32 protein-coding genes are annotated in these 25278 nt (G+C 62.5%); 30 read left to right on the forward strand and 2 right to left on the reverse strand.

What is annotated here, in order from left to right; all coding sequences use genetic code 11:
- Nucleotides 1-130 precede the first annotated feature (130 nt).
- A complete protein-coding gene (locus tag ACYQ4Z_RS00735) occupies nucleotides 131-1198 on the forward strand; it encodes an RluA family pseudouridine synthase (protein ID WP_219972319.1) in 1068 nt (355 codons plus the stop codon).
- Here the strand turns inward: ACYQ4Z_RS00735 and ACYQ4Z_RS00740 are convergent.
- Nucleotides 1142-1741, reverse strand: a complete 600-nt coding sequence (locus ACYQ4Z_RS00740; RefSeq protein WP_219972318.1) for a Maf family protein — start codon at nucleotides 1739-1741, stop codon at nucleotides 1142-1144. The genes ACYQ4Z_RS00735 and ACYQ4Z_RS00740 overlap by 57 nt on opposite strands.
- Nucleotides 1742-1793: 52 nt before the next feature.
- On the opposite strand from ACYQ4Z_RS00740, the gene ACYQ4Z_RS00745 reads away from it, so the two are divergent.
- The 9 genes from ACYQ4Z_RS00745 (at nucleotide 1794) to ACYQ4Z_RS00785 (ending at nucleotide 8359) form a co-directional block, all read left to right on the forward strand.
- Complete coding sequence (locus ACYQ4Z_RS00745; protein ID WP_219972317.1) at nucleotides 1794-2294, forward strand: YceD family protein; 501 nt, start codon at nucleotides 1794-1796, stop codon at nucleotides 2292-2294.
- 3 nt (nucleotides 2295-2297) lie between these two features.
- Nucleotides 2298-2477: a 50S ribosomal protein L32 gene (gene rpmF / locus ACYQ4Z_RS00750; RefSeq protein ID WP_219972316.1), complete on the forward strand. Its 180-nt coding sequence runs from the start codon at nucleotides 2298-2300 to the stop codon at nucleotides 2475-2477.
- Nucleotides 2474-3520 carry a phosphate acyltransferase PlsX gene (gene plsX, locus ACYQ4Z_RS00755; protein WP_219972315.1) on the forward strand — a complete coding sequence of 349 codons (1047 nt, stop codon included), beginning with the start codon at nucleotides 2474-2476 and terminating at the stop codon, nucleotides 3518-3520. Before rpmF ends, plsX begins: the two co-directional genes overlap by 4 nt.
- An 11-nt stretch (nucleotides 3521-3531) precedes the next feature.
- Nucleotides 3532-4500, forward strand: a complete 969-nt coding sequence (locus ACYQ4Z_RS00760) for a beta-ketoacyl-ACP synthase III (protein ID WP_119334437.1) — start codon at nucleotides 3532-3534, stop codon at nucleotides 4498-4500.
- A 25-nt stretch (nucleotides 4501-4525) separates the two neighbouring features.
- On the forward strand, nucleotides 4526-5473 hold the full coding sequence (fabD, locus tag ACYQ4Z_RS00765) for an ACP S-malonyltransferase (protein WP_219972313.1): 948 nt from the start codon (nucleotides 4526-4528) through the stop codon (nucleotides 5471-5473).
- Nucleotide 5474: 1 nt separating this feature from the next.
- Entirely contained in the window at nucleotides 5475-6254 is a 780-nt protein-coding gene (fabG, locus tag ACYQ4Z_RS00770) for a 3-oxoacyl-ACP reductase FabG (protein ID WP_219972312.1), read from the forward strand.
- 80 nt (nucleotides 6255-6334) lie between these two features.
- Nucleotides 6335-6574, forward strand: a complete 240-nt coding sequence (gene acpP, locus ACYQ4Z_RS00775) for an acyl carrier protein (protein ID WP_119336026.1) — start codon at nucleotides 6335-6337, stop codon at nucleotides 6572-6574.
- 26 nt (nucleotides 6575-6600) lie between these two features.
- Complete coding sequence (fabF, locus tag ACYQ4Z_RS00780; protein WP_219972311.1) at nucleotides 6601-7836, forward strand: beta-ketoacyl-ACP synthase II; 1236 nt, start codon at nucleotides 6601-6603, stop codon at nucleotides 7834-7836.
- Between the two features lie 100 nt (nucleotides 7837-7936).
- Nucleotides 7937-8359 (forward strand): hypothetical protein, encoded by a 423-nt coding sequence (locus ACYQ4Z_RS00785; protein ID WP_459859761.1) that lies wholly within the window; start codon nucleotides 7937-7939, stop codon nucleotides 8357-8359.
- Between the two features lie 38 nt (nucleotides 8360-8397).
- Here ACYQ4Z_RS00785 and nadB read toward each other — a convergent pair whose 3' ends face one another.
- Entirely contained in the window at nucleotides 8398-9981 is a 1584-nt protein-coding gene (gene nadB, locus ACYQ4Z_RS00790) for an L-aspartate oxidase (protein WP_219972308.1), read from the reverse strand.
- Nucleotides 9982-10087: 106 nt separating this feature from the next.
- Here nadB and rpoE point away from each other — a divergent pair, with 106 nt between their 5' ends.
- The 20 genes from rpoE to rpsR all read left to right on the forward strand — a co-directional run bounded on the left by rpoE (nucleotide 10088) and on the right by rpsR (nucleotide 25267).
- Entirely contained in the window at nucleotides 10088-10732 is a 645-nt protein-coding gene (gene rpoE, locus ACYQ4Z_RS00795; protein ID WP_119334444.1) for an RNA polymerase sigma factor RpoE, read from the forward strand.
- 39 nt (nucleotides 10733-10771) lie between these two features.
- Nucleotides 10772-11434 carry a sigma-E factor negative regulatory protein gene (locus ACYQ4Z_RS00800; RefSeq protein WP_438438615.1) on the forward strand — a complete coding sequence of 221 codons (663 nt, stop codon included), beginning with the start codon at nucleotides 10772-10774 and terminating at the stop codon, nucleotides 11432-11434.
- A 17-nt stretch (nucleotides 11435-11451) separates the two neighbouring features.
- The gene (locus ACYQ4Z_RS00805; RefSeq protein ID WP_219972307.1) at nucleotides 11452-12456 is read left to right on the forward strand and encodes a MucB/RseB C-terminal domain-containing protein; all 1005 of its coding nucleotides are present in this window, start codon (nucleotides 11452-11454) and stop codon (nucleotides 12454-12456) included.
- The gene (locus ACYQ4Z_RS00810; RefSeq protein ID WP_438438617.1) at nucleotides 12449-12916 is read left to right on the forward strand and encodes a SoxR reducing system RseC family protein; all 468 of its coding nucleotides are present in this window, start codon (nucleotides 12449-12451) and stop codon (nucleotides 12914-12916) included. The genes ACYQ4Z_RS00805 and ACYQ4Z_RS00810 overlap by 8 nt, the downstream gene beginning before the upstream one ends.
- Before the next feature lie 68 nt (nucleotides 12917-12984).
- Nucleotides 12985-14778 (forward strand): translation elongation factor 4, encoded by a 1794-nt coding sequence (gene lepA / locus ACYQ4Z_RS00815; RefSeq protein WP_219972405.1) that lies wholly within the window; start codon nucleotides 12985-12987, stop codon nucleotides 14776-14778.
- Nucleotides 14779-14783: 5 nt separating this feature from the next.
- Complete coding sequence (gene lepB / locus ACYQ4Z_RS00820) at nucleotides 14784-15572, forward strand: signal peptidase I (protein ID WP_119334448.1); 789 nt, start codon at nucleotides 14784-14786, stop codon at nucleotides 15570-15572.
- 44 nt (nucleotides 15573-15616) lie between these two features.
- Nucleotides 15617-15958 carry a DUF4845 domain-containing protein gene (locus ACYQ4Z_RS00825; protein WP_197713739.1) on the forward strand — a complete coding sequence of 114 codons (342 nt, stop codon included), beginning with the start codon at nucleotides 15617-15619 and terminating at the stop codon, nucleotides 15956-15958.
- A complete protein-coding gene (gene rnc / locus ACYQ4Z_RS00830; RefSeq protein WP_119334449.1) occupies nucleotides 15958-16665 on the forward strand; it encodes a ribonuclease III in 708 nt (235 codons plus the stop codon). The genes ACYQ4Z_RS00825 and rnc overlap by 1 nt, the downstream gene beginning before the upstream one ends.
- Nucleotides 16665-17585, forward strand: coding sequence for a GTPase Era (gene era, locus ACYQ4Z_RS00835; RefSeq protein ID WP_119334450.1), 921 nt, complete (start codon nucleotides 16665-16667; stop codon nucleotides 17583-17585). The genes rnc and era overlap by 1 nt, the downstream gene beginning before the upstream one ends.
- A 15-nt stretch (nucleotides 17586-17600) precedes the next feature.
- A complete protein-coding gene (recO, locus tag ACYQ4Z_RS00840) occupies nucleotides 17601-18251 on the forward strand; it encodes a DNA repair protein RecO (protein ID WP_219972304.1) in 651 nt (216 codons plus the stop codon).
- A 3-nt stretch (nucleotides 18252-18254) separates the two neighbouring features.
- Nucleotides 18255-19010, forward strand: coding sequence for a pyridoxine 5'-phosphate synthase (locus ACYQ4Z_RS00845; RefSeq protein ID WP_219972303.1), 756 nt, complete (start codon nucleotides 18255-18257; stop codon nucleotides 19008-19010).
- A 25-nt stretch (nucleotides 19011-19035) separates the two neighbouring features.
- Entirely contained in the window at nucleotides 19036-19455 is a 420-nt protein-coding gene (gene acpS / locus ACYQ4Z_RS00850; protein WP_285614936.1) for a holo-ACP synthase, read from the forward strand.
- Nucleotides 19448-20383 (forward strand): beta-N-acetylhexosaminidase, encoded by a 936-nt coding sequence (gene nagZ, locus ACYQ4Z_RS00855; protein WP_219972301.1) that lies wholly within the window; start codon nucleotides 19448-19450, stop codon nucleotides 20381-20383. The genes acpS and nagZ overlap by 8 nt, the downstream gene beginning before the upstream one ends.
- A gap of 2 nt (nucleotides 20384-20385) precedes the next feature.
- A complete protein-coding gene (gene uvrC / locus ACYQ4Z_RS00860; protein ID WP_233468002.1) occupies nucleotides 20386-22260 on the forward strand; it encodes an excinuclease ABC subunit UvrC in 1875 nt (624 codons plus the stop codon).
- Complete coding sequence (locus ACYQ4Z_RS00865; RefSeq protein ID WP_119334456.1) at nucleotides 22257-22733, forward strand: NfeD family protein; 477 nt, start codon at nucleotides 22257-22259, stop codon at nucleotides 22731-22733. Before uvrC ends, ACYQ4Z_RS00865 begins: the two co-directional genes overlap by 4 nt.
- A 1-nt stretch (nucleotide 22734) precedes the next feature.
- Nucleotides 22735-23592 (forward strand): SPFH domain-containing protein, encoded by an 858-nt coding sequence (locus ACYQ4Z_RS00870; protein WP_119334457.1) that lies wholly within the window; start codon nucleotides 22735-22737, stop codon nucleotides 23590-23592.
- Between the two features lie 26 nt (nucleotides 23593-23618).
- Entirely contained in the window at nucleotides 23619-24185 is a 567-nt protein-coding gene (gene pgsA / locus ACYQ4Z_RS00875) for a CDP-diacylglycerol--glycerol-3-phosphate 3-phosphatidyltransferase (RefSeq protein ID WP_459859765.1), read from the forward strand.
- A 74-nt stretch (nucleotides 24186-24259) separates the two neighbouring features.
- Complete coding sequence (rpsF, locus tag ACYQ4Z_RS00880; protein ID WP_119334459.1) at nucleotides 24260-24685, forward strand: 30S ribosomal protein S6; 426 nt, start codon at nucleotides 24260-24262, stop codon at nucleotides 24683-24685.
- 22 nt (nucleotides 24686-24707) lie between these two features.
- Complete coding sequence (locus ACYQ4Z_RS00885) at nucleotides 24708-25028, forward strand: primosomal replication protein N (protein ID WP_119334460.1); 321 nt, start codon at nucleotides 24708-24710, stop codon at nucleotides 25026-25028.
- Nucleotides 25025-25267, forward strand: a complete 243-nt coding sequence (gene rpsR, locus ACYQ4Z_RS00890; RefSeq protein ID WP_119334461.1) for a 30S ribosomal protein S18 — start codon at nucleotides 25025-25027, stop codon at nucleotides 25265-25267. The genes ACYQ4Z_RS00885 and rpsR overlap by 4 nt, the downstream gene beginning before the upstream one ends.
- Nucleotides 25268-25278 lie beyond the last annotated feature (11 nt).

Below are 25278 nucleotides of genomic sequence, written 5' to 3' on the forward strand. Positions count from 1 at the left end.
GCCGGGGTAGGTTGGTCGGGTTCAGTGCGTAACGAAAAAACCGGTCAAGACCCTTTTGGGAGCGGTGATAAATGGCTCGACCAAAGGAGTAAGATCGGGTCTTGGTCAAGGGTGAAGTATAGTACTGATTATGGGAAAAGCGCAAGATCTCGAAACCGCGCCGGTCAAGACCGCGGTGCGTTTTTTGCAGGTGACCGAGGGGCCGCAGCGGTTGGACAATTTCTTGCGTCGCCATCTGAAGGGGGCGCCGAAAGCGTTGATCTATCGCATCATCCGTAGCGGTGAAGTGCGGGTCGATGGTTGCCGTGCGCAACCCGACAGTCGGTTGCACGCGGGCCAGACGGTGCGGGTGCCGCCGCTGCGTTTGCCTGAACCCGCCAGTGCGGTGGTGCCGCCCGCGCGGGCGCTCGCTTCGCTTTCGGTGGTTTATGAGGATGAGGCGCTGCTCGTCGTCGACAAACCCTCTGGAGTCGCGGTCCATGGCGGGTCGGGTCTCTCCTGGGGATTGATCGAGTGGGTGCGTGCCCATTGGCCAGGAGCGCAGCGTTGGGAGCTCGTCCATCGGCTCGACCGGGATACGTCCGGGTTGCTCGTGATCGCAAAAACGCGCCGCGCTTTGAAAGGGCTGCAAGCGGCTTGGCGTGCTGGCGAGGTGGCGAAAACCTACCTCGCTCTGACAGTCGGGATGCTCACAGAATCGCGTCTGCGCATTCGCGCGCCACTTGAGCGCTATTTGACCGCGGCGGGTGAGCGACGGGTTCGCATTGCCGAGACGGGCAAACCTTCGGATTCGGAGGTGGTTCGTCTTGCGGCGTGGGGCGCGCCCGCGCCGGGATTTTCGCTGGTCGAAGTGCGGATCCATACGGGAAGGACCCATCAAATTCGCGCCCATTTGGCGCACGTCGGGCACCCGATCGCCGGAGACGAAAAGTACGGCGATTTTTCGCTCAATAAGGTGGTAGCGCGTCGACTCGATCTGCCGCGGTTGTTTCTTCACGCCAGCCGCCTAGCGTTTCGTCATCCCGAATCAGGTCGGCGTGTCGTGTGCGATGCGCCGCTACCTGGGGCGCTTGCGCAGTGCGTCAAACGGCTGGGGCGGCCGACCGAAGGTGGGGTGCCCCAGCGGGCACTGGACAGTGTGTTACGGGATTTGCCAGCCGAAATGGCGCAGCAGCCGAACGGTGGCGATCAACGGTAGTCCAATGAGCGCCGTTGGGTCGTCGCTGACCACTTTTTCGACCAGCGCGATGCCGAGTGCTTCGATTTTGGCGGCGCCAGCGCAATCGAGCGGGTGTTCGGTGCGTACGTACCGTTCGATCGCGTCGTCACTGAGGTCGGCGCGAAAAGTCACCGCGGTGGGAACCTCGGTTACCCGGCTCTGTTGCGTCACGGTGTCGAAAACGGCGACTGCCGTATAAAAATAGACGGTTTCCCCGCGCATGCGCTTGAGTTGCGCGATCGCGCGCTCCGGCGTGCCCGGTTTGCCGAAGCGTTCGTTGCCCAGCGCGGCCACTTGGTCGCTGCCGATGATGAGGGCAGGTTGCGCGAATTGACGGGCCGCAGCGCGCGCCTTGGCTTTGGCAAGACGCAAGGCAAGGTCGCGCGGCGATTCGTTGGGTTGCGGGGTTTCGTCGGTTTCGGGGTTTGCGGTGACGAAATCGAGGTTGAGTCGTGCCAGCAACGCACGGCGGTAAGGGGAGGTAGATGCGAGCACCAAAAGCGCAGAATCGGGTCTGTTCATCGGGACGCAAGGCTTTGACAAAAAGTGGCGAACATTTTATCATTCCGCTCTTATGTCCGAACATCCTGATCTCCTCGCTCAGGTATTCGATCCGGTTGCTTTCGTTCGAGGCGACGCGCCGTGGTCCGGAAAAGTGGCCGCAGCACGGTTTGCGCGTGCAGCGGAGCAGATCGGTGACCTTGCCGCGACGCTCGATTGGCGGGTCGAGCCCGAACGAACGCCGGAAGGGCGTGCCGCGAGTCGGCTGCGCCTCGAAGGCGTGCTGCCCGTGGTCTGCCCGCATTGTCTCGCGGTGGCGCCTTGGACGGTGGCGATCGAACGTCTGGTCGTTTGGTACCGGTCTGCGGCGGCGATTCCGGAAGAGGAGCTCGAGGAGGAGAACTGGGATGCGCGCGTGATGGACGAACCGATCACGCTACTCGAGCTGTTGGAAGAGGAGCTGTTGTTGGCGTGGCCTCAAGGTGCGGTGCATGATGCGTGCGCGTTGCCGGGGCCGACGCAAGTGGGCGAACCGCTTTCCCCTTTTTCCGTGTTACTTCAAATGGAGCGCTAAATCATGGCTGTTCAGCAGAACAAAAAATCACCGTCGAAGCGTGGCATGCATCGGTCGCACGACCGTTTGAAGAATCCGCCAATCGCGGTCGATGCCACTAGGGGTGAAGTCCATCTTCGTCACCATGTGACGCCGAGCGGTTTTTATCGCGGTCGTAAAGTGATCGATACCGCTGGCGAATGAACAGCGCGCTCGCTGTCGATTGTATGGGCGGAGACCGTGGGGTCTCCGTCACGATTCCCGCGATCGAAACGTTTTTGACCAACAACACCGTCGCACGCGTCATTGCGGTGGGTATGCCGGATCGGTTGGCGCCCGAAGTCGAGCGTCTTGCGCGCCGTTTTCCGGACCGAATCACCTTAGAGCCGGCGTCTCAGGTCGTCGCGATGGACGAGTTGCCTCAGTCGGCGTTGCGCACCAAGCGCGACTCGTCGATGCGCCGTGCGATCGAGTTGGTGCGAGATGGTCGGGCGGTGGCAGCCGTCTCTGCCGGCAATACCGGTGCGCTGATGGCGATTGCCCGTTTCGTCCTCAAAACCTTGCCTGGGATCGATCGCCCGGCGATCGCGACGGTGTTGCCGGCGCGCACGGGTCGGGTTTGGGTGCTCGATCTGGGTGCGAACGTCGACTGCACCGCAGAACACCTCCTCCAATTCGGTGTGATGGGGGCAGCCTTGGTGCGCGCGGTCGAAGGGGTCTCTGAACCGCGGGTGGGGTTGCTCAATATCGGCGAAGAGGCGATCAAAGGCAACCAGGTCGTTCGCGAAGCCGCGGAATTTCTTGCTGCGTCACCGCTCAATTTCGTCGGCAACGTGGAAGATATCTATGCGGGCACTGCCGACGTGGTGGTGTGCGACGGGTTCGTCGGCAACGTGGCGTTGAAGACGACCGAGGGGCTTGCGCAGATGTTGGCCACGTTCCTGCGGGAAGAGTTTTCCCGTGCGTGGTGGACGAAACTGGCCGCGATGGTCGCATTGCCGGTGTTGCGCCGCTTCAAGGATCGTGTCGATCCGCGGCGGTACAACGGGGCGGTTTTGGTCGGCTTGCGCGGCGCCGTCGTGAAGAGTCATGGCGGGGTCGATGCGTATGCATTTGGTTGGGCGCTCGAGCGGGCTTGGGAGGCCGGCACCCATCGCTTGGTCGATCGCGTCGCAGAGCAGTTGGCGGCACTCAACGGGGTTTGCGCCGCGGAAAACACGGCTGACTCGAGGCCTTCTGCGGGATGAAAGGGGAGACGATGGCCCGCTATTCTCGGCTCGTCGCGGTAGGTGGGTACCTTCCAGGGCGCCCCGTTACCAACGAAGATCTCGTCGCGCGCGGGGTTGATACTTCGGATGAGTGGATCCGCACGCGTTCCGGTATCGCGACACGCCACTTTGCCGCCGACGACGAACAGACGAGTGATCTTGCGGTCGCTGCGGCGCAGCAGGCGCTCGCAAGCGCAGGTTGGCAGCCGAACGACGTGGATCTGATCGTTCTGGCCACGTCGACGCCCGACATGATTTTTCCCAGCACTGCGACGATCGTGCAGGACAAACTGGGGATCACCAACGGTTCGCCGGCGTTCGACGTCCAAGCCGTGTGCACCGGTTTCGTCTATGCGTTGACGCTGGCCGACCAATTCATACGGTTGGGCGCCGCGCAGCGGGCGCTGGTGATCGGTGCCGAAATCTTCTCCCGCATCCTGGATTGGCGCGACCGCACCACATGCGTGCTCTTCGGCGATGGGGCGGGTGCGGTGCTGCTCGAAGCGAGCGACGCGCCCGGTATTTTGGCGACGAAATTGCACGCCGACGGACGCCACCGGCATCTTCTCTGTGTTCCGGGCCAGACTGCGAATGGCCAGGTGACCGGAGATCCGTTCGTCCGGATGCAGGGTCAAGCGGTATTCAAATTTGCCGTGCAGTCGCTTGCCGACGTTGCACGAGAAGTGCTCGAGGTGGCGCAGATGACCCCAGATCAACTCGACTGGTTGGTGCCGCATCAAGCCAACATACGCATTTTGGATGCGACGGCCAAGCGTTTGGGGGTTCCTTTTTCGCGGGTACTAACTTCCGTGCAGCAGCACGGTAATACCTCGGCGGCGTCGATACCGCTTGCGTTGTGCGATGCGGTGCAGGCGGGGCAGATTCTGCCCGGTCAAATGGTGCTGCTCGAAGGGATCGGTGGCGGTTTTACCTGGGGCGCTGCGCTGTTGCGTTGGTGACCTGAACCAAAAAGCGAGGAGACGCATGACGACGATGTTTGTCTTTCCCGGTCAGGGGTCACAGAGTGTCGGCATGATGCGCGCCTACGAAGGATTGCCGGAAATTCGGGAAACCTTTCGGGAGGCGAGCGACGCCCTGGGGATCGATCTGTGGCGTCTGGTCGATCAGGGGCCGGAGGCGGAACTGACGCGTACGCGCAATACCCAGCCGGTGATGCTCACCGCTGGCGTCGCGGTCTGGCGGGCATGGAAAGCGCTCGGTGGCCATGATCCTGCGTTCGTCGCAGGACACAGCCTGGGCGAATACAGTGCGCTGGTTGCTGCCGAAGCGCTCGCTTTTTCCGATGCCGTCCGGTTGGTTCGCTTGCGTGGGGAGGCGATGCAAGAAGCGGTGCCGGAGGGCGTGGGTGCGATGGCCGCGATCCTGGGGCTCGACGCTGCGGCGGTCTCCGACGTGTGTGCTCAGGCCGCATCAGCAGAGGAGATCGTTGCGCCCGCGAACCTCAACGCCCCCGGACAGATCGTGGTTGCGGGGCATCGGGACGCGGTCTTGCGGGCTGCGGAGCTCGCGAAAGCGCGCGGTGCCAAACGCGCGGTGCTCTTGCCCGTGAGTGCGCCTTTTCACTGTGCGCTGATGCGCCCCGCTGCGGAGCGGCTCGCGGCAGCGCTCGCCGAGGTCGAGGTGCATTCGCCCCGCATTCCGGTGATCCACAACGTCGACGTGGCGACCCACGCCGAGCCGGAAGCGATTCGTGCCGCGCTCGTTGCGCAAGCCTATTCCCCTGTTCGCTGGATCGAAACGATCGAGCACGCAGCGGCTTCGGGTGTCACGCGCGTGGTCGAGTGTGGTCCTGGGAAAGTGCTCGCAGCACTCACGAAGCGGATCGTCAAGTCACTCGAAAGCGTCGCGTTGAGCGACGCGCAAGCCGTGCAGTCGCTGCTCGAGACAGAACGCCATGACGGAAAGGATTGAGATGGAAACGACGGTGCAGGAAACGGTTGCGCGCGCGTTTCGGTTGGATGGGCAAACGGCGCTCGTTACCGGTGCGTCGCGAGGGATCGGCTCGGCGGTGGCTGACTGGCTGGCTGCGGCGGGCGCCTATGTGATCGGAACGGCAACGAGCGAACAGGGCGCGGCGGCGATTCGTGCCCGTTTTGCTGCGGCAGGGCTTGATGGCGAAGGGCATGTGCTCGATGTCACCGACGGCGCTGCGGCCGAGCGCTTGGTTCGCGCGATCGAGAAAGAGCGCGGTGCGATCGCTATTTTGGTCAATAACGCGGGCATTACCAAAGACAACCTGGCGATGCGGATGAAGGACGACGAATGGCAGGCGGTGATCGACACCAACCTCACCGCGGTCTTTCGTCTGTCGCGGCTCGTGCTCAAAGGGATGATGAAAGCGCGGTACGGGCGGATCATCAATATCACCTCGGTGGTCGGCAGCATGGGGAACGCCGGGCAGGCCAACTACGCTGCGGCGAAAGCGGGCGTTGCGGGGATGAGCCGGGCGCTCGCGCGCGAATTGGGCAGCCGCAACATCACCGTGAACTGCGTTGCGCCGGGTTTCATCGAAACCAATATGACCGAAGCGTTGCCCGAAGCCCAACGCGAGGTGCTCGCAAACCAGATCGCATTGGGACGCCTGGGGTCGGTGGCGGAAGTTGCCGGGTGTGTGCTCTTCTTGGCGTCACCCGCGGCATCCTATGTCACCGGCGCCACACTCCACGTCAATGGGGGTATGTACATGGCGTGAAAAAGGCTTGAATTGCTTTTTGCTTTGGTAGAATAACTCCGCTTTTCATCCCGTTCAAGGAGTCATCCGAAATGGAAAACATCGAGCAAATCGAGCAGCGTGTGAAAAAGGTTGTGGCCGAACAACTCGGCGTGAATGAGGCCGACATCAAGAACGAGTCGTCTTTCGTCGAGGATCTGGGGGCCGATTCGCTCGATACGGTTGAGCTCGTCATGGCGCTCGAGGAGGAGTTCGAGTGCGAAATCCCGGACGAGGAGGCTGAAAAGATCACCACGGTGCAACAGGCGATCGATTACATCGTCGCGCACCTCAACAAATAATATCCGTTTATCCGAAGGAGTACGGCATGCGTCGGCGCGTGGTCGTGACCGGCCTAGGGATCGTTTCTCCCGTAGGCAATGGTGTCGAAGAGGCGTGGAAAAACATCGTCGAGGGGCGCTCTGGCATTGGTCCCATCACGCGTTTCGACGCAAGCACGTTTCCGGTGCGCATCGCTGGGGAAGTCAAGGAGTTCGACGTTACAGCGTACCTGCCGAAGAAAGAGGCGCGCCGAATGGATCTCTTCATCCATTACGGCATGGCGGCAGGCATTCAGGCAGTTCGCGACGCCGGATTGGAAATCACCGAAGCCAACGCCGAACGGGTGGGGGTCAATATCGGCTCAGGAATCGGCGGTCTGCCGATGATCGAGTCCACGCACCACGATTTCCTCAACGGCGGGGCGCGTAAGATTTCGCCCTTCTTCATCCCCAGTTCGATCATCAACATGATCTCGGGCAACCTCTCGATCTTGCTCGGCGCGAAAGGCCCCAACCTCTCCGTCGTTTCCGCGTGTGCCACCGGAACCCACTCGATCGGTGAATCGGCGCGTCTGATCCAGTACGGCGATGCCGACGTGATGATCGCCGGGGGTGCCGAATCGACCGTGACGCCGCTAGCGATCGGTGGCTTTGCCTCTGCGAAGGCGCTCTCGACCCGTAATGACGAACCCGAAAAGGCGTCCCGTCCGTGGGACAAAGCGCGCGACGGGTTCGTGCTGGGTGAAGGTGCCGGCGTGGTCGTCTTGGAAGAGTACGAACATGCGAAGCGCCGGGGCGCGAAGATCTACGCGGAGCTGGCCGGGTACGGCATGAGCGCGGACGCCTTCCACATGACCGCGCCGTGTGAGGATGGCAACGGGGCGATGCGGTGCATGCGGAATGCGCTGCGGGATGCGCGCCTCGACCCAGACGAAATCGATTACATCAACGCGCATGGTACCTCGACGCCGTTGGGTGACGTCGCCGAAACGTTGGCAGTGAAGCGCGCGTTCGGCGACCATGCGAAGCGGCTGATCATGAGTTCGACCAAGTCGATGACGGGGCATCTGCTGGGGGCCGCAGGCGGCGTGGAGGCGATCTTTACGATCCTTGCGCTACACCATCAGATTGCACCGCCCACCATCAACCTCGACGAACCGGGCGAAGGGTGCGATCTCGATTACTGTCCGCACACGGCGCGGGCGACGAAGATTCGCGCCGCGCTCTCTAATTCGTTCGGATTCGGTGGCACCAACGCAACGCTCGTCTTCAAGCGGATCTGAAGCAGCACGCGGTTGCGCGGCAACCGAAACGGGTGCAGCGCCCAGAAAGGGGGCAGATAGCACGCGCGCCGCTTCCGATGCGATCTTTCTGCCGCCCCCAATGCAGACGTTTGTATTGCTTGTGGGTGTGCACGGGCTCTGTGCGGGGGTTGTGTTCCCTTTCCTCGCCGGCAAAGCGCTCGTACTGGCGGTCGTTTCGCTTGCTTTGTCGCTCTCCGGGACGGCGTGGCGCTGGCAGCAACACCGTGGCGCGGGGTACCTGCTCGAAGGGGACCGGTTGCGGAGGGTTCGGCGTCCGACGGGACCGCATGGCGCAATCCTGACCACCCAGTTCGCAGACAACACCGCACGGCTCGTTGCGCTTCAGCGCGTGGGGTTGTGGTGGCGACTCACCGCCCGTACGGTCAAGGGAGCCCATTTCACCATTTGGATCGAATGGTGGCGGCTCTCCGCTGCCGATGACTGGCGTCTTGCGGTTCGCGCGCACGGTTGGATCGGGGACGCTGCGCAACCGCTGGCTTGACGGGACGATGCGCCGAAAACGGGATCAAAGGATCGTTTTCAGCGGGGCCGCCGTGGGCGAAGCACCGTATTGCGCGCTTTCGGTAACGGTTCGGAGTAGTCACGTGAATAGTGCAGCCCTCGGCTCTCCTTGCGGCGCATCGCCGAACGGACGATCAGTTCGGCGACGAGCACGAGGTTGCGTAACTCGATGAGGTCGTTGTTCACGCGAAAGTGGGCATAGAACTCGTCGATTTCCCGTTTCAAGAGACGGATGCGGTGCATCGCGCGCAACAACCGTTTGTCGCTGCGCACGATACCGACGTAGTCCCACATGAAGCGGCGCAGCTCATCCCAGTTGTGGGAGATCACCACCTCTTCGTCCGGATCGGTAACCTGGCTCTCATCCCATTCGGGGAGGACACAGGCAGGAAAGACCGGCTGCGCGAGGATGTCGTTCGCAGCCGCTTCGCCAAATACCACGCATTCCAAAAGGGAATTGCTGGCCAAGCGATTGGCGCCGTGCAGCCCCGTACATGAGGTTTCGCCTACTGCATAGAGGTTGGGAAGGTCGGTGCGAGCGCGGAGATCGACCACGACGCCGCCGCAGGTGTAATGGGCCGCCGGTACCACGGGGATCGGCTCGCGCGTGATGTCGATCCCGAGCTCGAGACAGCGCTGCGTGATGGTGGGGAAATGGCTGCGAATCCATTCGGCCGGTTTGTGGCTGATGTCGAGATAGACGCAATCGAGCCCGTGTTTCTTCATCTCGAAGTCGATCGCCCGCGCGACGATGTCGCGTGGCGCAAGCTCCGCACGCGGATCGTGGCGCGGCATGAACCGCTCGCCGTTCGGGAGTTTGAGGATACCTCCTTCGCCGCGCACCGCTTCGCTGATCAAGAAAGATTTGGCGTGGGGATGGTAGAGGCAGGTGGGATGGAACTGGATGAACTCCATGTTCGCGACGCGACAGCCGGCGCGCCACGCCATCGCGATCCCGTCACCCGTTGCGATATCGGGGTTGGTCGAGTAGAGGTAGACCTTCCCGGCGCCACCAGTGGCAAGCACAGTGTGCGACGCTGCGACCGTTTTCACCCAGCCGGTGGTGCGGTCGAAGAGGTACGCGCCCACGCACCCCCGCTCCGGCATTCCCGCCCGCGCGCCGGTGATGAGATCGAGCGCGAGGTGATTCTCCCAAATGGTGATGTTGGGGTGGGCACGCACTTTCGCAGTGAGGGTCTCTTGGACCGCAGCGCCGGTGGCGTCGGCCGAATGGTAGATGCGCCGCTCGGAATGGCCCCCTTCGCGCGTCAGGTGGTAACTGCCGTCGGCGTCGCGCGTAAAGGGCACACCTTGCGCGATCAACCATTCGATCGCGCGGTGGCCGTGTTCGACGACGAAACGAACCGTTTCGACGTTACAAAGCCCGGCGCCGGCGATCAGCGTGTCTTGAATGTGCGACGCGATTCCTTCGGGGGTGTCGAGCGCAGCGGCGATGCCGCCTTGTGCCCATTGGGTGGCCGTGTCGGTGAGTGACCGTTTCGCAACAAGCAAGACGCGGCGCTGGTCGGCAAGACGAAGTGCTACCGATTGTCCGGCAAGACCTGAGCCAATCACCAAGACTTCGAAGCAATGCGCGGTCACAGCCTTTCCCCTAGCGAATTGCGCGCACCAATCCTAGCATATTCCGGAACATTTCCTGCGATCCATGGTCAGTATCAGAGCACGGCGCGCCGCGTATAATGCGCGCATGGCGGCAAATACTTCGAAAACGGATCGCGGCGTGCAGGATACGCCTCGGGCGCTTACCGATGCAGCGTTGGTGGCACGCGTGCAGGCGGGCGACCAGGCAGCGTTTGGGTTGTTGGTGGAAAAATACCGCCGCCGGGTGGAGCGTTTGATCTCGCGGTTGGTGCACGATCCCGCTGAGGTAGAAGATTTGGCGCAGGAAGCATTTATCAAAGCGTACCGCGCCATCAATGCGTTTCGCGGCGAAAGCGCGTTTTATACCTGGCTCTACCGGATTGCGCTCAATACCGCGAAGAACCATCTGGTGAGCGCGAAACGCGAGGTGACTACGGCAAGCACGACCCAGGCCAACGACGAAGGAGAGTCGTTCGACCTTCTGGATGGACAGGGAACGGACGAGACGCCGGAACGGTTGCTGCTTTCGCAGGAGATCGCGCGGACGGTGGAGGCAGCGATGGCCGAGCTCCCGGAAGAATTGCGCACGGCAATCCAATTACGGGAGCTTGAAGGGTTGAGTTACGAAGCGATCGCAGAGGCGATGGGGTGCCCGATCGGAACGGTGCGGTCCCGCATTTTTCGGGCGCGGGAAGCGATTGCTCGCCGATTGCGCCCCCTTCTGGAAACACCACCCGATCGACGCTGGTAGTTCGGGGATTGCGATAACGACAAGGCAGACGAGGCGAAGATGGATCGGTTGAATGGCAACGAGGAAGTGCTCTCCGCGTGGTTCGACGACGAGTACGCGGAACCGGCAACGGATCTCGATCTCGAAGCGATCCTGCGCGACCCCAACACACGAAGCACCTGGGGAACCTACGCGCTGATCGGTGCAGCGCTGCGTGGCGAACCGCTCGCAACACTGTCGGACGGTTTCGTCGCTGCGGTGCTGCAGCGCATCGCAGAGCCCGGCTCCGAAGCACCCCCGCAAAGGGAACTGGCTCGCTTGGCAGACGCTGCAGGAGGGGACGGAACGACGCCCGTTACCGCAGCAAACGACGCGTGGTGGCGCTGGAGCGCGGTGGCTGCCACGCTCGTTGCGGTGGTGGTAACGGGCGTTTTGGCGTTGCAGTCGCCCCGTGAAGCGGGCGTGCGCGTTGCAGAACGGGAAATGGCGCTTCGCGCCGAGTCGGTGGCTTTCGCCCCTGCGGCAATGGGCGGGCAGCGGCGCTTGCCGACGCTGCCGATGGGCGTGCGTTCGGTCGTCGTGGCAGCAGACGCGGGGGTACAACCGGTACGATTCACTTCAGCCCCGTTTTACATGTTGGCGCACAACCCGGCGCAGCCCATGGGCGGCGTGACTGTGCGCGCCCTTGCCACGCCGCCGCGCGTTTCGACGAATGCCCGATGAGGGGAGGAAAGGGGGCGATGGGGCGCACGCAGCGGCTGCTTGCGGGTCTTCTCCTCGTTTTCGTTTCGTCGTCATGGGGGGGCGCTAGCGAGGCGAACGAAGCAGCGCAAACCGTACCGACGACCACTTTCTCCGGGGTCGCGGTGTGGGTGCGTGACGAAACGCCCGTCGTCGTTCGGATCGATTCGGGGCAAACGCCGCTTGGAGCCTATTATTGGACGACGGTCGAAGGACCGAACGAGCGGGTTACGTTGTGCTGGCGCAATCGCTGCCGAACCGAATTGGCTGCCGAACAGGTCGTGTTGGAAGCCGATTGGGACGTGCGCCATCAGAGCGTTCCCGCCCTGAGCCGTTCGCTCCGCGAATTGGCGCAGTGGTACGAAGTGACCCCGCTTCCCGAGCAAAGCTGGCAAGGCCACCCGGCTAACGGTTGGCTCTTGCAGCCGCGAGATGCCTGGCGCTACCCGCAGCGCTGGTGGCTGGACGCCGCTACCGGGGTGACACTGGAACGGACGATATTCGACGACGCGATGACCCCGCTCGAACGGTTTGCGTTCGTTCGATTCGAACGGCACGCCCAAGCCGATCTCACCGAAGTGCGCCAAGCGTGGAGCAGTTTGGGGCAGAGCGATAGGGTCGATTTCCGTCTCCATACCGTCGCCCCGGACGCGATGCCGTGGCGTCTCGATGATCTCCCGCCGGGGTTTGCGTTGCGCGCTTCAGGGTGGCGGCAAGGCCCCTCCGGCTCCCGCGTATGGCAATGGGCTCTGAGTGACGGCGCTGCGTCGGTCTCCCTGTTTGTCGAACAGGCGCCGTCGCAGCACGCGAGGGACACGGAAACAGAAACGGAGCGTCCGGGCGCAGCGATCGCGGAGTCTGCAGAACGTGGCTCTGCGCAGCGTTGGGGCGCAACCTTGATCGTGCGGCGAAACCGCAACGGGTGGCTGCAGACCGCTGTCGGTGAGGTTCCCGCGGCGACCCTCCACCGTTTGTTGGATGGAATGCGGTATGTCGATGAGTAAGGTACACGTGGCTTCTTCGCCGTGCCCCGTATCGGATCGCGTCGCGGCGGTGGTCGAAGCCGTCGATGCAGCGGGGGCGTGGATCACGATCGTCGAACCGCGTGGCGGCTGTGGGCGCTGTCATGAGTCTGGGGGTTGCGGTGGGGTTTCGCTCGTCAATTGGCAGGGCACGAAACGGTTTTGGTTCCCCCGCGCACAGTGGGAAACCCCATTGGAAGCTGGGCAACCGGTTTGGGTCGTCACGGCTTCTGGGGCGCCGCTCGAAGCCGCATGGCGGGTCTATGGTCAACCGTTACTCATTGGTGTGACGCTTGCCGCAGCCGGTCACGCGCTCCTTGCCGACCTTTCTCCGCTCGCTGCCGATGGGGGTGCGGTTACGTTGCTCGTCGGCACGCTCATTTTCGTTTGGCGGCGAGCGGCGCGGCGCATTCGACCGGTCGTGCGCATCGTGGCACGCTAAACCGTTGCGGTTTCGGTACAATAGCCCTTTTCGCGGATCCCCCTGTGGGGCTTTTTTCTTTGGTGACCATGGACCACATCCGTAACTTTTCGATCATCGCCCATATCGACCACGGGAAATCGACGCTCGCAGACCGCCTGATCCAACTTTGCGGCGGGCTTCAAGACCGCGAGATGCAGGATCGGGTGCTCGATTCGATGGATATCGAGCGCGAACGCGGCATTACGATCAAGGCGCAAACCGCTACGTTGCAGTACCGAGCCAAAGATGGCAAGGTCTATGAGCTCAACCTGATCGATACTCCGGGGCACGTCGATTTTTCCTACGAGGTGAGCCGGTCGCTTTCGGCGTGCGAAGGGGCGCTGTTGGTCGTCGATGCGTCGCAGGGGGTCGAAGCGCAGACGGTCGCGAACTGTTACCTGGCGATCGATCTTGGCGTCGAGGTGGTTCCGGTGCTCAACAAGATCGATTTGCCGCAGGCTGAGCCGGAACGGGTGAAAGAAGAGATCGAAGAGGTGATCGGCATCCCGGCGTCCGATGCGATCGCCGCGTCCGCGAAAAACGGGATCGGAATCGAAGCGATCCTGGAGGCGGTGGTCGCGCGCGTGCCTCCGCCGCGGGGCAATCCGGAAGCGCCGACCCGGGCGCTCGTGATCGACTCGTGGTTCGACAATTACGTCGGCGTGGTGATGCTGGTGCGCGTCGTCGACGGCCGTTTGGCGCGGGGCGACACGATCCGCTTGATGGCCACAGGCGCCGAGCACGAAATCGACAAGGTGGGGGTTTTTACGCCGAAAGGGGTCGAGCGGGAATCGCTCGAGTGCGGTGAAGTGGGGTTCGTGATCGCTGGCATCAAGCTCCTTTCCGAAGCCAAAGTGGGCGATACGGTTACGCTCGCCGCTCGTCCGGCGGCGGAGCCGTTGCCCGGTTTTCGTGAAATTAAGCCGCAGGTGTTCGCTGGACTTTACCCGGTGGAATCGAGTGAATACGATCAGTTGCGCGAGGCGCTCGAAAAGCTCAAGCTCAACGACGCGGCGCTGCAGTTCGAACCGGAGACGTCGCAGGCGCTCGGCTTTGGTTTCCGTTGCGGATTCCTGGGACTGCTCCACATGGAGATCGTCCAGGAGCGGCTCGAGCGCGAATTCGACCAAGAGCTTATCACCACCGCACCCTCGGTGGTCTATGAGGTGGTCACGAAGAAAGGGGAGGTGTTGCGAATCGAAAACCCTGCCAAGCTTCCCGATCCGGGGCAGATCGAAGCAATTCGCGAGCCGATCATCACCGCGACCATTTTCGTGCCGCAGGACTACTTGGGGCCGGTCTTGACGCTCTGCAATCAGAAGCGTGGCGTGCAACAGGACATGCGTTACCACGGACGGCAAGTGGAGGTGCGTTTCGATCTGCCGCTCAACGAGGTGGTGCTCGACTTCTTCGATAAGCTCAAGTCGGTCTCCCGCGGCTACGCGTCGCTCGACTACGAATTCAAAGAGTACCGCACCGCCGATCTCGTCAAATTGGACATCTTGGTCAATGGCGAGCGGGTCGATGCGTTGTCGTTGATCGTCCATCGCAGTTCGGCGCAGCAGCGTGGACGTGAGCTCGCGGTGAAACTGCGGCAGTTGATTCCGCGGCAGATGTTTGACGTGCCGATTCAAGCGGCGATCGGTTCGCACATCATCGCACGGGAAACGATCAAAGCGCTGCGCAAGAATGTGTTGGCGAAGTGTTACGGGGGTGACATCACCCGCAAGAAAAAATTGCTCGAGAAACAGAAGGCGGGGAAAAAGCGGATGAAGCAGGTGGGGAGCGTCGAGATCCCGCAAGAGGCGTTCCTTGCCGTGTTGCGTACCGACGAAGGGTGACGGCGATGGATTTCGAGTTGTTCTTGTTTCTCTTGACGCTGGTCACCGGAATGCTTTGGGGGTTTGACCGCTGGTACGCGCGCCGTCGGCGGCCTGCGGGGGCGCCCGACCCGTGGTGGGTCGAATACGGCGCAAGCTTTTTCGGTGTGTTCGCTGCGGTTTTTCTCTTGCGGTCGTTTCTGGTCGAGCCGTTCAAGATTCCGTCGGGGTCGATGATTCCCACGTTGTTGCCCGGTGACTTCATTTTGGTGAATAAATTTGCGTACGGCATTCGCTTGCCGGTCGTGAAGACCAAAGTCATCGATTTGGGGAAACCTCAGCGTGGCGACGTCGTGGTCTTCCGCTACCCGGTCGATCCGTCGCTCGACTATATCAAGCGGGTGGTGGGGTTGCCGGGTGACTACGTCGAATACATCGACAAACGGCTGCGTATCAACGGCGTGACCGTACCGCTCGAACGCTTGCCGGATTACGTGATGCCAGATCGGCGTGCGTACCGAATTCAGTGGCGCGAGCAGCTGGGGAAACACACTCATGCGATCATCTGGGACGAAAGCGCACCGCCGTACGTCAGCCACCGCATGGATTTTCCGTATCGTGAGCTCTGTACCTACCACCGCCGCGGCTTCAGCTGCTCCGTTCCCGAGGGACACTATCTGGTGCTGGGCGACAACCGCGACGGCAGCAGTGATTCGCGCGTTTGGGGGTTCGTCCCGGACGAAAACTTGGTGGGTAAAGCCTTCTTGATCTGGTTCAATTTCGACGATCTGTCGCGCATCGGCGGATTCGAGTAAGCGGGGTGGCGAAAATGGGTACAAACGGCAGCAAGAGGCAGCAGGTGCGGGCAATCGCAGGCTTTTCACTTCTGGGGGTACTCTTTTGGGGGGCAATTGCTGGGATCGCGATCATTCTGGCGATGCGCGTCGTTCCGTTTTACACCGAATTCGCTGCGGTCAAGCGGGCGCTGGTTGCAGCCGCGGCCGAAGGGGAACCGCAAGCGATTCGGCAAGCGTTCGACCGCCGGGCGAGCGCCGACTACATCACCTCGGTTTCGGCGCGGGATCTCGAAATTCGCAAAGATGGGGAGCACGGGTACGTCGTCCGCGTCGCTTACGAGAAGGTGTTGCCCTTGGTCGCGAACGTCAGTCTCCTCTTTACCTTCGAGGCCAGCGCCCCCTGATGCGTCCGAACGGTTTTGCAGCGATCTTGTCGCAGGTGGAATCGGTGCTTGGGCACCGCTTTACGCAACCCGCGTTGGTGCGCCAAGCGCTCACGCACCGTTCCGCTGGAGAGCAGCACAACGAGCGGCTGGAGTTCTTGGGGGACGCGGTGTTGGGTTGTGCGGTGGCGTCGCTTCTCTACCGTCGGTTCCCGGATGCGAGCGAAGGGGACCTCTCGCGGGCACGTGCCCGGTTGGTGCGGCAAGAGACGTTGGCGGCACTCGCGGAACGCTTGGGCGTTCCCGATTGGTTGATCCTGGGCGAAGGTGAGCGTCGGGGTGCCGGGCATCGCCGCCCGTCGATCCTTTCCGACGCGCTGGAGGCGCTCATCGGTGCGCTCTTTCTCGACGCTGGTTTTACTACCGCGGCGGCTTGTGTCGAAGCGTGGTTCGCCCCGGAACTGGACAGAATCGGCGACCTGACAACCCTCAAAGACCCGAAAACCGCTTTGCAAGAGTGGTTGCAGGCGCGCCACCTGCCGCCACCGCGCTACGATTTGATCGAAGCGAAAGGGCCTGCGCATGCGCAACATTTTCGCGTCCGGGTGGTGAGCGAAGCGTTGAACGCGACTGCCGAAGGGGAAGGGGCGAGCCGCCGCCGTGCGGAACAAGCCGCAGCCTCCGTTCTGCTTGCGGGGTTGCGCCAAGCAAACGAAGGGGGAGGCTGATGCACACGAGCGAATCGCAAGTCGATAGCACAAAACCGTCTTTCCGCGCCGGGTACGTCGCCGTCGTCGGGCGACCGAACGTCGGCAAATCGACACTTACGAACGCGCTCGTCGGCGCGAAGGTGAGTATCGTCTCGAAAAAACAGCAGACGACGCGCCATCGCGTCCACGGCATCGTCACCACCGACGACGGGCAGATCGTACTTGTCGATACCCCGGGGTTCCAAACCCGCCACAAGCGGCTGCTCAACCAAGCGATGAACCGGGTCGTGACCCAAGCCCTCGCCGATGTTGATCTGGTCCTCTTCGTGATCGAAGCCGGAAAATGGACCGCGGACGATCAGAAAGTGATGCGCCTCTTACCGCAAGGGGTTCCGGTTTTTCTCGTGATCAACAAAGTCGATCGTTTGCCGCGCAAGGATCTCCTCTTGCCGTTCATCGCCGAACGCGCCAACGACTTTCCCTACGCGGAAATCGTCCCGATCTCCGCGGAAAAAAAACGCAATCTCGACGATCTGATCCAGACGATTGTGCGCTATCTGCCCGAATCGGAACCGATCTTCGATCCGGATACGATCACTGACCGCAGCGAGCGGTTTCTCGCGGCCGAGTACCTACGAGAAAAGGTGTTTCGGTTCTTGGGCGACGAGCTCCCCTACGGCACTGCGGTCGAAATCCGCCGCTACGAGGAGGAGGGGCGACTGCGGCGGATCTGGGCCGAGATCATCGTCGAGCGCGACGCGCACAAACCGATCGTGATCGGCGAAGGGGGGGAGCGGATCAAACGGATCGCGTCGGAAGCGCGCAAAGAATTGGAGGCGCTGCTTGACGCCACGGTCTATCTCGACGTCTGGGTCAAGGTCCGTGGCGGTTGGGCCGACGATCCGCGCGCGTTGCGCGAACTGGGGCTCGACGGGTGATTCGTTGCGCTGGCAATGAGTGAGACGCGGCGTGGCGGCAGCGATCGCGGGTTTCTCCTCCACGCGGAACCGTGGCGCGAAACCAGCCTTTTGGTCGATGCCTGGACCCGAGCGCATGGGCGGCTGTGGTTGGTGGCCAAAGGGGCGAAGCGGCCGCACTCGGCGTTGCGTTCGGTGCTGCTGCCGTTCCAACCGCTCCATCTGCGCTGGTCCGGGAAAGGCGAACGGCTGACCCTGACCGGGGCCGAATGGTTGGGCGGAATGCCGCTGCTTTCGGGCGAAGCGCTCTGGTGCGGGTATTATCTCAACGAATTGATCCTGCGGCTTGCGCCGCGTGAAGTCCCCCATCCGGAGTGGTTCGGCGCGTACGAAACTGCAGTGCGCGCGCTCGCATCGGGCGAGCCGGTTGCGCCGGTATTGCGCGCGTTCGAATGGGCGTCGCTTCAGGCAACCGGTCATGCGCCGCAGTGGCCGGAGACCGGACCGGTTGCGGTGCCGCTTTCGGCCGAAGCGTATGCGGCGATCACGCAAGGAGCCTGGTCAGCGCCGATCGTCGCACATGAGGTCAAACCGTGGTTGCGTGCGCTCATCGACCATTGCCTGGAGGGGCGGCCGCTGCGCACCCGCGCGTTCATGAAAGAGTGGGTTACGAACGGGAAGGGATGAACGATGTGCGAATTGGGTGTCAATATCGACCATGTGGCGACCGTTCGGCAGGCGCGCCAGACCTATGAGCCCGATCCCGTCTGGGCTGCAACCGTGGCGCAGCTTGCCGGCGCAGAGATCATCACGGTTCATCTGCGCGAAGACCGTCGCCATATTCAGGATCGCGACGTCTGGCTGTTGCGGGAATCGGTTCAAGTGCGCCTCAATTTGGAGATGGCGGCTACCGACGAGATGGTCGCGATCGCGTGCCAGCTGCGGCCCGAAATGGTGACGCTCGTTCCCGAAGGACGGCAGGAGATCACCACCGAAGGGGGGCTTGACGTCGTCGCGGAGCGGGCGCGGCTCAAAACCGTAGTCGCAAAACTTTCTGAAGCCGGTATTCGGGTCAGCCTCTTCGTCGATCCCGATCTGAAGCAGATCGAAGCCGCCGCCGAAGTGGGTGCAACGGTGTGCGAAGTCCATACCGGTTCGTACGCGCACGCCTTTTGGACGCATGGTCGCCGTGCCGACCATCCCGAAACCCGTGCGGCGATCGCGGCGGTGCGCCAGGCCGGGGAGGCGATCCGTGCCGCGGGGATGCAGTTCAACGCCGGGCACGCGCTCAACTACGCCAACGTTGCACCGATCGCGGCGCTGCCGGGCATTGCGGAACTGCACATCGGTCACGCGATCATCAGTCGGGCGCTCTTCGTCGGGCTCGAACAAGCGGTTCGGGAAATGAAGGCGTTGATCGCGGATGCAGCGCAACGCAACGGTTAGCGCTCCGGTTACATCTCTACGTGCGATGATTTTGGGGATCGGCGTCGACTTGGTGGCGGTGGCTCGGGTCGAACAAGTCTGGGGCCGACATCGCGATCGCTTGGCGTGTCGCATTTTGCAGCCAACCGAACAGGAGGTGTTCTTTACCCGGCTCGCGGCGCGTGCGCCTCTGGAGCGAGACCGCTTTGCGGCGCGGTTCCTCGCCAAACGGTTCGCTGCGAAAGAGGCGTTCGCGAAAGCGTGGGGAAGTGGCATCGGCGCCGAGGTGAGGTTTCACGACATCGCAATCACCCACCAACCCAGCGGGCAACCGGTGTGGCGTTTTTCCGCGTCGTTCGCGCAGCGCTTTGCCGATCGCGGCGCAACGGCAGCCCATCTCTCTCTGAGTGACGAAGAGACGCACGTCGTCGCCTTCGTCGTGATCGAAGGAGGAACCCGTGTCTGAGCGGTTTACGATCGCAGCGCCCCGGTGGTGGATCGGCGTCGAGGGTCCTGCGCTTACGGCGCGCGATCGGACGCGCCTCGTCCATCCGGCGGTGGGTGGCGTGATCCTCTTTGCCCGCAATTGGCAGACGAGCGCGCAACTGCGCCGTTTGACCGAAGCGATTCGCAGCGTGCGCGACGACCTTCGGATCGCGGTCGACCACGAAGGCGGACGTGTACAGCGTTTCCAAGGCGAAGGTTTTACGCAGCTCCCGCCGATGCGCCATTTAGGCGCCCAGTGGACGACCGATCCAGAGACGGCCGTGCAGACGGCGCGGCGTTGGGGGGCGCTCGCCGGTAGGGAGCTCGCCGCACATGGGATCGACGTCGATTTTGCGCCGGTGGTCGATCTCGACGACGGCCGGTCACGGGTGATCGGTGATCGCGCCTTTTCCGCCGACCCCCACATCACAGCGACGTTGGCGTTGGCCTTTGCCGATGGGCTCGCCCGTGCTGGCGTGTGCCCAGTGTTCAAACATTTCCCTGGGCACGGTGGTGTGGTCGAAGATTCCCACCTCGAACTGCCCACGGACTCCCGATCTTGGGATGCCCTCTGGGCTGCCGATTTGGTTCCTTATCGGCAGTTGGTGCGGGCAGTGGCAACGGACGGCGCGTTGTTGTCGGGCTGTGGCGTGATGGCGGCGCTCGTTCGTTTTCCCCATTGTGACGATGCGCCCGCTGCGTTTTCCCCGTTTTGGTTGCAGACCGTGCTGCGTGAACGGCTGCAGTTCGCCGGCTGGATCGCGTCCGACGACTTAGGCATGGCCGCGGCGAACTGGGCGGGCGCCACGCTCGCCGAACGGGGGCGCGCCTTTTTCGCCGCAGGGGGCGACGTGGCGTTGGCGTGTAACGACTTTGCTGCGATCGATCGCATGTTGGACGCCTGGTGACGATGTCGGCCGCGTTTGACGCCAAACGGTTCCTCGCTACCGCACCAGAAGCGCCGGGTGTTTATCGCATGCTCGGTGCAGAGGGGCAAGTGCTCTATGTAGGCAAGGCGAAAAACCTCAAAAAACGGCTCGCGAGCTACTTTCGCACGCAACTGCCGAGCCCACGCATCGCGCGGATGGTCGCACAGATCGCCGCGATCGAAGTCACCGTCGTGCGCAGCGAAGCCGAAGCGCTCATCCTCGAAAACCACCTGATCAAAACGCTGCAGCCGAAGTACAACATCCTCTTTCGCGACGACAAAACCTACCCCTACCTTCGGATCAGCGGAGGCGACTTTCCCGGCATCTACTACTACCGCGGCCCGTTGAAGAACAGTGACCGCTATTTTGGCCCTTACCCCAACGCGCTCGCGGCGCGGGAAAGCATCCAGTGGATCCAGAAAATCTTTCAGCTTCGCACCTGCGAAGACACGGTCTTTGCCCACCGCACGCGCCCCTGTCTGCTGCACCAGATCCACCGCTGTACCGCGCCGTGCGTCGGAGCGGTTTCGGTTGCCGACTACCAGGCTCAGGTGCGGGCGGCCGTGCAGTTCCTCTCGGGCAAAAGCTCGGAACTGATTTCGGAACTGACCGAAGCGATGCAAGCAGCGAGCGACGCGTGGCAGTTCGAACGCGCCGCGCAGTTGCGCGATCAGATCCGTCAGCTTCAGGAATTGCGCACGACGCAAGCGATCGACAGCCGCCGCGAAGAGAACGTCGATATCTTCGTCGCGGTGGTCACGGGCACCGACGCCGCGGTGAGTTGGGCCGCGGTGCGCGGCGGACGCCATCTGGGCGATCGCACCCTCTTTCTCGAGCGGACGGCGACGACGAGCGACGAACGCGCTGCGGCCGAGGATCTGCTCGCAGCTTGCCTCGAGCGCCATTACGCCGAACAGCCGGTACCCGACCGCATCCTCATCGCGCCCGCATCGCCCGCGTCGCTTCAGTGGTTGCGGGAGAGCCTCGAAGCGGTTGCTGAGGTGCCGCGCGTGGTGGTTGCGGCGCCCAAAAGCGAAATCGAGCGGGCATGGGTCGAGATCGCAGAAAAAAATGCCCGTTTGGCGTTGGCGGCGCGGCAAAACGATACCTTGCGTCAGGCGGCACGTGCCAAGGCCCTCCATGAAGCGCTGCGCGATTGGCTTCCCCTCGAGCGACCCCCCGAATGGATCGAAGCGTTCGACGTGAGCCACCTGGGCGGTGAAGCCACGGTCGCGAGCTGTGTCGTCTGGGCGAATGGTGCGCTGCAACCCAAGCGCTACCGCCGCTTCGCAATCCGCGACGTGAAACCGGGCGACGACACCGCCGCGATCGGACAAGCGGTCCGCCGCCGCTACACGCGTTTGTCGCAAGAGGGCGAACCGCTTCCCGATCTGATCTTGATCGACGGCGGCCTCGGCCAGGTGCGCGCGGCTGCCGAAGCGCTCGCTGATCTGGGTATGGGGTGCGAACGGTTGCTTGGGGTGGCGAAAGGCCCCGAACGCCGCCCCGGGGAGGAGCGGTTGGTGCGGCCCGACGGGGCCGAGCGGGTGCTGGGCGCGACGAGCGCGGCGCTGCATCTCATTCAAGAGATTCGGGACGAGGCGCATCGCTTTGCGGTGACCGGGAATCGAGTGCGTCGTGCGGCAGCGCGTGCCCGTACCCGGCTCGAAGAGATCCCCGGCATTGGACCGAAACGGCGGCGGGCGCTGTTGGCCGCTTTTGGTAGCCTCGAAGGCGTGCGCGCCGCGCCGCTCGAAGCCCTGTTGCGGGTGCCAGGAATCGACCGCAAGATCGCCACGATCCTCTATAATGCATTGCACGGGGAAAACCCGGACGGGGAAGGGGGTGCGCGATGACGTGGGCGCCGTTGCTGTGGTGGCATTGGGTGGTGATCGGGATCGTCTTGATGGCGCTCGAGCTCGTGATTCCATCGTTCGTCGTGATCTGGTTCGGTATTGCGGGCGTGGTGGTTGGCATCGCCGAAGCGATCGTGCCGATGACCCTCTTTGCGCAACTCGGGCTCTGGTTGGCGGTGGCGATCGCACTCTTGGTGCTGTGGTTCGCGGTGTGGCGGCCGCATGATCGCCGCACCGCAGCCGATTCCGTCACCGATGCGCAGAGTGTCGTGGGAGAGGTCGGCATCCTTACTCGGGCGGTCGCGCCGTTTCAACGCGGGGAAGTGTTGCTGCAAAAACCGGTACTGGGGAGTGATCGCTGGCCGTGTCGCTCGGAAAGCGCGATCGCGGTCGGAGAGCGGGTTGTCGTCGTCGCGTTCGACGGCGCTGAATTTACGGTTGCCCCGGCAAAAGCCCAACCTGGGAGGAAGTGAGATGGATCCGCAACTCATCGTGCTTATCGTCGCCATCGTCTTCGTCGTCATCACGCTCGCCAAAGGGATCCGGACCGTACCGCAAGGGGAGGAGTGGGTCGTCGAGCGTCTGGGTAAGTACCACAAGACGCTGACGCCCGGTCTCAATTTCATCATTCCCTATCTCGACGACGTGGCGTACCGCTTGGTCACCAAGGACATCATCCTCGACGTCCAGGAGCAGGAGGTGATCACCCGCGACAACGCGGTGATCCGTACCAACGCGGTGGCGTTCGTCAAAGTGACCGATCCCGTTCGGGCCGCGTATGGCGTGGTCGATTTCGCCGTGGCGATCCGCAATTTGGTGATGACTACGTTGCGCTCGATCATCGGCGAGATGTCGCTCGACGAGGCACTCTCCAACCGGGAAAAGATCAAGGTGCGCCTCAGGGAGTCAATCGCCGACGAAGCGGTCGACTGGGGGGTCACGGTGAAGACGGTCGAAATCCAGGACATCAACCCGTCCCCGTCGATGCAACAAGCGATGGAGATGCAAGCAGCGGCGGAACGGGAACGCAAGGCGACGGTGACCCGCGCCGAAGGGGCGAAGCAAGCAGCGATCTTGGAGGCGGAAGCGCGGCTCGAAGCGGCGAAACGCGACGCGCAGGCCCAAGTGACGCTCGCCGCGGCTTCCGCAGAAGCGATCCGGCGGGTTGCCGAGGCGGCTGCAGCCAACGACATCGCGATTCGCTACCTGCTGGGCGAAAAATATGTCACCGCGCTCGCAACCCTTGCCGAATCGCAGAGCGCCAAAACGGTCGTCCTTCCGGGCGATCTCCAAGAGGCGGTTCGCGGTCTCTTCGGTCGGCAAGGGCGTTAGCGAAAAACAGGCGGAGCGCGGGCGCGATGCGCTGGAACTGGCCCAACCTACTGACCTGGCTGAGGATCGCGGCGATCCCGCTCCTCGTCCTCTTGTTCTACCTGCCCACTGCCTGGGTCACGGGCCATTTCGTCAATCTGGCGGCAACCGTGCTCTTCGTCGCCGCCAGTGTGACCGACTGGCTCGATGGTTACCTGGCACGCAAGCTCCAGCAGCAGTCGGCATTCGGGGCGTTTCTCGACCCGGTGGCGGACAAACTGATGGTCGCCGCCGCGCTCGTCGTGTTGGTCGATCTCGGGCGCGCGGATGCCGTCGCCGCACTCATCATCATCGGGCGCGAGATTACCGTTTCGGCGCTCCGGGAGTGGATGGCATTGGTTGGTGAGGCGCAAACCGTTGCCGTTGCGTTCGTCGGCAAACTCAAAACGGCCACGCAAATGGTCGCGATCCCCTTCCTCCTCTATGCCGACCCGGGTACTTTCGAACCCCTCCTATGGGGGCGGTGGCTGCTGTGGCTCGCGGCGGTGTTGACGATCGTTTCGATGATTCACTACCTGCGCGCGGCGTGGCCGGTGTTGCGCAAAAATGGTTGATTCGATAAAATGTTAGGTTCCTTGCCTTACCCAGCTCGGGAAGGCTGTGGTCAACACATCCAGAAGGAGTCTTCATGCGTCATTATGAAATCGTCTTCATGGTCCATCCCGACCAGTCGGAAAACGTGCCGGTGATGGTCGAGCGTTATCGGAAATTGATCACCGAACGCGGCGGCAAAATTTATCGGTTGGAAGACTGGGGGCGTAAACACCTGGCGTACCAGATCCAAAAGATTCACAAGGCGCACTACATTTTGATGAACATCGAGTGCGACTTGGAAACCTTGCAAGAGCTCGAAACGGCGTTCCGCTTCAATGATGCGATCCTGCGTCATTTGACGATTCGCATGGAAGGGCCGGTGACCGAACCCTCTCCGATGATGAAAGGGGAAAAGGCGCGCTCGCTGCTCGACCCCAGCACCACCGCGGGGGCTGATCAGATCGTTGCGCCAGCGGCAGCCGAACCTGCAGCTTCCGCTGAGACCGCAACCGACGCGTAAGCGCGGGATCGACTGCATCGCGATGGGCGCCAATCGCTGTCGCCTCACTTTTGATGTCACTGCGCGTGATGCGTTGCGTTATACCCCTGCGGGGTTGGCAGTGAGCGAAGGGGAAGGGTGGCACCGCTCGATGCAGTGCGAAGTTGGACGTACACGCGAAGTCGATTTTCGATTCCATTGGGTTGCGATGGGGGAAGTGGCAACCGTGATGGATGCGCTGCCGATGGGTGCGGAAGTGACCGGGGAAGGTTTTTTCGCGGCACGACGCAAAGGCGGTCGGCAGTTGCAGCTCCACCTCACCGCAGTGCAATGGCATCAGGATGAAGAAAGGAAAGCACAATGAGTTTCGCTAAAGGTGGCCGCAACGCGCGGCGTCGTAAGTTCTGCCGCTTCACGGCGGAAGGGGTCGAGACCATCGACTACAAAGATATCGATACCCTGAAAGAATACATCATGGAAACGGGCAAAATCATGCCGGCGCGGATCACCGGGACTTCGTCGCGCTTTCAGCGCCAGTTGGCATTGGCGATCAAGCGCGCGCGATTCTTGGCGCTGCTGCCCTACACCGATCAGCACAAATAATCGGGAGCCCA

Source organism: Hydrogenophilus hirschii (assembly GCF_054656675.1).